Annotated in this window: 2 protein-coding genes; both read left to right on the top strand. The window is 37.7% G+C overall.

Annotated elements, in window-relative coordinates; genetic code table 11:
- On the top strand, positions 1-1248 hold a 1248-nt coding region (locus QZ488_RS20865; protein ID WP_293752382.1), incomplete at its 5' end, for an RQC domain-containing protein.
- A 174-nt stretch (positions 1249-1422) separates the two neighbouring features.
- Positions 1423-5672 (top strand): PAS domain S-box protein (locus tag QZ488_RS20860; protein WP_293752380.1); only part of this gene is annotated, 4250 nt, incomplete at its 3' end.

Below are 5672 nucleotides of genomic sequence, written 5' to 3'. Positions count from 1 at the left end.
GGGATTGATAAGCCCAATGTTAGGTTTGTAGGGCATTTGGATTTACCCAAAAGTATTGAAGGCTATTATCAAGAAACGGGAAGAGCAGGGCGAGATGGTCAACCTGCCAATGCTTGGATGGCTTATGGCTTGCAAGATGTTATCACCTTACGACAAATGTTAGCGACTTCTAATGCGGATGAAGTACATAAACGGGTAGAGTTTCATAAGTTAGATTCAATGCTGGCTTTATGTGAATTGGTTAGTTGTAGGCGACAGGCTTTATTAGCTTATTTTGGGGATGAACTTAAAGAAGATTGTGGTAATTGTGATACTTGTTTAGAGCCCGTTGAAACTTGGGATGGAACCATTGCGGCCCAACAAGCTTTATCGTGTATTTATCGTACCGAGCAACGCTTTGGAGTTACTTATTTATTGGATGTGTTATTAGGTAAGGACAATGACAGAATAAAAAGTTTTGGCCATGATAAGCAATCAACTTTTGGTATTGGTAAAGACTTAGATGAAAAACAGTGGAGATCAGTCTTTAGGCAGCTTGTTGCAAAAGGGTTTGTCGAAGTTGATTTTGAAGGCTTTGGTGCATTCAAATTAACAGAAAAATGTCGACCTATTTTACGCAGTGAACAAACTTTGATGTTGCGTAAAGATATTGCCCCAGTAAAAGGTAAACGTAGTAAATCAGAGAAAAGAGCTGCCGCAGCTGGAAAGGATACATTGTTGTGGGATGCTTTGCGTGCAAAACGCAGAGAACTTGCTGATGAACAAGATGTCCCTCCTTTTGTTATTTTTCATGATGCTACATTAATGGCAATGATTGATGAAAAACCCACTGATTTAAAACAAATGAGTTATATCTCAGGTATTGGTGAGAAAAAGCTGGAACTGTATGGTGATAAATTCTTAGAGGTGTTGTATGAATTCTCAAGTATGGATTTACCTGATACGGTTGCAGAATCAGTAGCTTTGTTTAGGTTGGGTTATACGGTAGACAAAGTTGCTAAAGAAAGGGAATTAACAGAAGGCACAATTTATACCCATTTATCCCAAGCGATAGAAGATGGTAGTGTTTCGTTAAATGATGTGATTGATTTAAATGAAAAAGAAATTCAGCAAATAGAAGATGCCCTTATTAATTTGCCAGAAGATCAAAAAAATGCACTTAAGCCTTTGTATGATTTATTTGATGAAGAGTATAGCTATAGTATTTTGCGCTGCGTGAGAGCAAATTTACAATCTAATATTGATTGAAAATATAACTATATCAATATCTTAAGTGGGGGTGTTAAAATTTTTTATGTTATAGTCTATGCATTGAACTAAAATTAAGTTTATATTAGGCATTTATTAAAAGGTTATTCGGTTGTCACTGAGTTTAAATACTTTATGGATAAGAGCACGCCCCCATTTGTAGACATCGTTAAGATGTCATTTTTATTAGCGCAAGATAAATTGTGCTGTTTAACGGTAAGTCATGATTTAGACCTATCAATAGGTTATACATCTCAAGATTTTTTATCTGAAAGTCCCTCTTTTAATAGCCTATTTCACCCTGATGATAGTGATGTGAGTAATGCTATCTTTTTTCATTCAACAGAAACTGAACCTGTTCATTTAACCTTCCGCATTATTTCAAAAAATGGACTGGTGAAAATCCTAAGTGCCAGTTATACCAAACTATTTAATAGTGAGAAACAAGAAACCGTTATAGAGCTTTCTCTGTTACCTATATACAGTTTGGACCTCGACGTTGCTAACAGGTCGGTATTAAGTAACTTTATTGCCTTGTTGGAAAATACTGATGATTATATTTACTTTAAAGATAGAAATCATGTGTTTACTGGGGCTAGTCAAACCTTGGTTAACATAACGGATCCAACTGAACATTGGAGAGATTTGATTGGTAAAACAGATTACGATGTATTCTCTAGAGAGTATGCCGATATCTACTATAGCCTAGAAAAACAAGTATTTAATGGCTCAATTTCTGTAGTTCAAGAGGTTCAGCCTATTTTAGATGATGTGGGTAATGCTGGCTGGGTTGATAATCGAAAATATCCTATAAAAGACAGTCAAGGGCGTATTATCGGGTTGTTCGGTATCGCACGTGATATTACTGCGCTTAAACAGGCAGAAGCAGATTTACAGAAAAGTGAGTTTATTCTAAAAGAAGCTCAGCAGGTCGCTAATATGGGGACTTGGGAACACAATATGGTAAGCAACCAACTTAGCTGGTCTGATGGTATTTACCGTATTCTAGAAATTGATCGTATAAGTGTAAAACCTTCTTATGAATTATTTAGCTCATTCATACACCCAAAAGACCGTGAAAAATCAAATATTGCTTATACTGATTCTCTAGAAACTCTTGAGCCTTATAGTGTTGACTATAGAATATGCATGGCTGATGGGAGCATTAAGCATGTCAATGAGCAAGGGGAGATATTTTATAGTAATAAAAAAGCGGTTAGAGCAATAGGTACCTTACAAGATATTACTCATGAACAGCGGCCTAGAGAACTTGCTTCTAAATTAACGCATGATTATGCTCATCTTAAAGGTAAAGCATTTTTTGAGGCTATTAGTCGGTATATCGCTGAAACAATGCATATTGACTATATCTTTATTGGTCTTTCGGCAAATGAAGGTCAAAAAATTAATGTAGCGGGTGGTTGGGCACTTGGTAATCCCATAGGGGCATTCGAATATAAGCTTATAAACACACCTTGTGAAAAGGTGTTAGACAATAAGGCTTGTGTTTTCCCTCAGGCGATACAAACACATTTTCCAAATGATGAATTGCTCGTCCAAATGGGAATTGAATCATATGTTGGAGTGCCCTTAGTTGACCCTCAATATGATAGTTTAGGGGTTTTTGTCGCTTTGCATTCTGCGGAAATGCATAACAGTGATGAATTACTTCACTTGCTTGAGCTTGCTGCAACACGGGTAAGTAGTGAGATTCTACGTGAAAAATCAATACAACAATTACAGGAAATTGAAGCCCGGTTTCACCATGTAGCCAGTCAAAGCCGTACTTTTTTATGGGAAGTTGATCCAACGGGGTTATATACTTATTGTAGTGAGGAAATTGAATTGATTCTTGGTTATCGACCAGAAGAAATTGTTGGGAAAAAATATTTTTATGATTTGCACCCTGAAGAAGGGAGAGAAGAATTTAAAGCATTTGCCCTAAATGTTGTTAAACAAAAACAAGCGAGCAATAATATAGAAAATCAACTGATGACTAAAGATGGACTGGTTGTATGGGTCAATTCTTCTGGTCAGGCACTAAGTAACGAACGGGGTGAATTAGTTGCTTACCAAGGTAGTGATACCGATATTAATGATCGTAAATTAGGCGAATCAAGGGAACGATCTCGAAGCAATGTGTTGGAGTTAATGGCCGATGATGCGCCACTCTCAGATATTCTCAGTGCGATTGTGTTAAATGTAGAAAGTGAAAACCCAGCTATGCGCTGCAGTATTTTATTGCTAGATGATGAAGGTACACATCTATTAAAAGGCGCTGCACCGAGCCTCCCTGATTTTTATAATGAGGCTATTAATGGATTAAAAAATGGGATTGGTGTTGGCTCTTGTGGAACCTCTACCTATACAGGGAAGCGCGTTATCGTTGAGGATATTCAGACACATCCCTATTGGGCGCCCTATAAAGAGCTTGCAGAAAAAACGGGTTTAGGCGCGTGTTGGTCAGAACCTATTTTTTCTAGTGAACAAAAAGTTCTAGGTGCTTTTGCTATTTATCATCAAGATATTCATGTACCCACTGATTCAGATCTTTTACTGATTGAGCAAACAGCTGGGTTAGCCAGTATTGCTATTGAAAAAAATAAAATAGATCAAGCATTAGATGCAAGTAATAAACGCTGGCAATTTGCTCTTGAAGGAACGGGAAGTGCAGCTTGGGAATATAACTTTCAAACACAAGTTAATCTAGTGTCAAAACAAATGATAGATATACTTGGGATAAAGGATGAAATGACTGGACCCGATTTTCGACAACTTAATGATTGGGATAGGAGGCTGCATCCTGAATGTATAGAAGTAACAATGGCTAGGTTGGCAAAGGTGGCAAAAGGCGAAAGCAGCGAATATCAGGTTGAACACCAAGTTCGTTGTGAAAATGGGGAATATATCTGGTTGCTAAGTCGAGGTATGTTGGTTAGTAAAACCTTTGATGGAAAGCCTTTGTTGATGATTGGTACCTCTGAAGATATTACCAAACGTAAAAAATCCGAACTTAATTTGCAGCTTGCTGCTAGTGTATTTTCTCATGCCCGAGAAGGCATTATGATTACTGATGCTAATGGGACGATCATTGAAGTTAACGAGACTTTTACTCGCCTCACTGGATATAGCCGTGAAGAGGCAATAGGTCAAAATCCAAAGATATTACAGTCGCGTAAACAGTCGAATGAATTTTATCAAGCGATGTGGAAATCATTGCTTGAAAAAGGCCATTGGTATGGTGAAGTCTGGAATCGGCGAAAAAGTGGTGAACTTTATGCGGAGATGCTGACAATCAGTGCAGTCAAAAATGAAAAGAATGAAATAAAACATTATGTCGCTTTATTTACTGATATCACTGTTGTTAAAGAACATCAGGAGCAACTTGAACACATTGCGCATTATGATGTATTAACAAAACTACCTAATCGTGTGTTGCTGGCTGACCGTCTTTCTCAATCTGTTGTGCAATGTGAGCGACGTGATTTATCACTTGCCGTGGTTTTTCTTGATTTGGATGGGTTCAAAGCCGTGAATGATAATCATGGGCATGATATAGGTGATGAGTTATTGGTTGTTATTGCTCAACGGATGCAGCTTGCTTTACGAGAAGGAGATACTTTATCTCGCTTTGGTGGTGATGAGTTTATTGCAGTATTGGTAGATTTAGAGCAGTTAGACGATTGTAAACCTATATTAGAGCGGCTTTTATTGGCAGCGTCTGAACCTGTTGTTATTAATGATATTGAATTACAAGTCTCCGCCAGTATTGGTGTTACTGTTTATCCTGAAGATAATGCTGATACTGAGCAATTAATACGGCATGCAGACCAGGCAATGTATATTGCTAAGCAATCGGGTAAAAACCGTTATCATTTATTTGACACAGAACAAGATACCGCAGTAAAAATTCTTCGGGAGAGTTTAGAAAATGTTCGTATTGCATTAGAGAAAAACCAGTTTGTTTTATATTATCAACCTAAAGTCAATATGAAGACAGGTGAGGTGATTGGTTTAGAAGCATTAATCCGCTGGCAACACCCTGAACGAGGTTTGGTTCCACCTATTGAATTTTTACCCGTCACTGAAGAACATTATCTCAGTATTGAAATAGGTGAATGGGTGATTGATACTGCATTGGCACAGCTTGCTAGTTGGAAAAAACAAGGTTTAGAACTTCCTGTTAGTGTCAATATTAGTGCTCGTCAGCTACAAGAGGATAAATTCCCTCAACAATTGGCTAAATCTCTCGCCGTGCATCCAAATGTTGCTGCTGATCAATTAGAGTTGGAAGTACTAGAAACCAGTGCTTTAGGTGATATGGTTCATGTCTCAGGCATTATGGAAGCTTGTTGTAAGTTAGGTGTACATTTTGCTTTAGATGATTTTGGTACAGGCTATTCCTCTCTTACCCATCTACGACG

This window comes from uncultured Paraglaciecola sp., from assembly GCF_913020055.1.
Taxonomy (GTDB): Bacteria; Pseudomonadota; Gammaproteobacteria; order Enterobacterales; family Alteromonadaceae; genus Paraglaciecola.
Note: the sequence above shows the minus strand (reverse complement) of the source record. Positions and strands in the feature narration are given on the sequence as shown.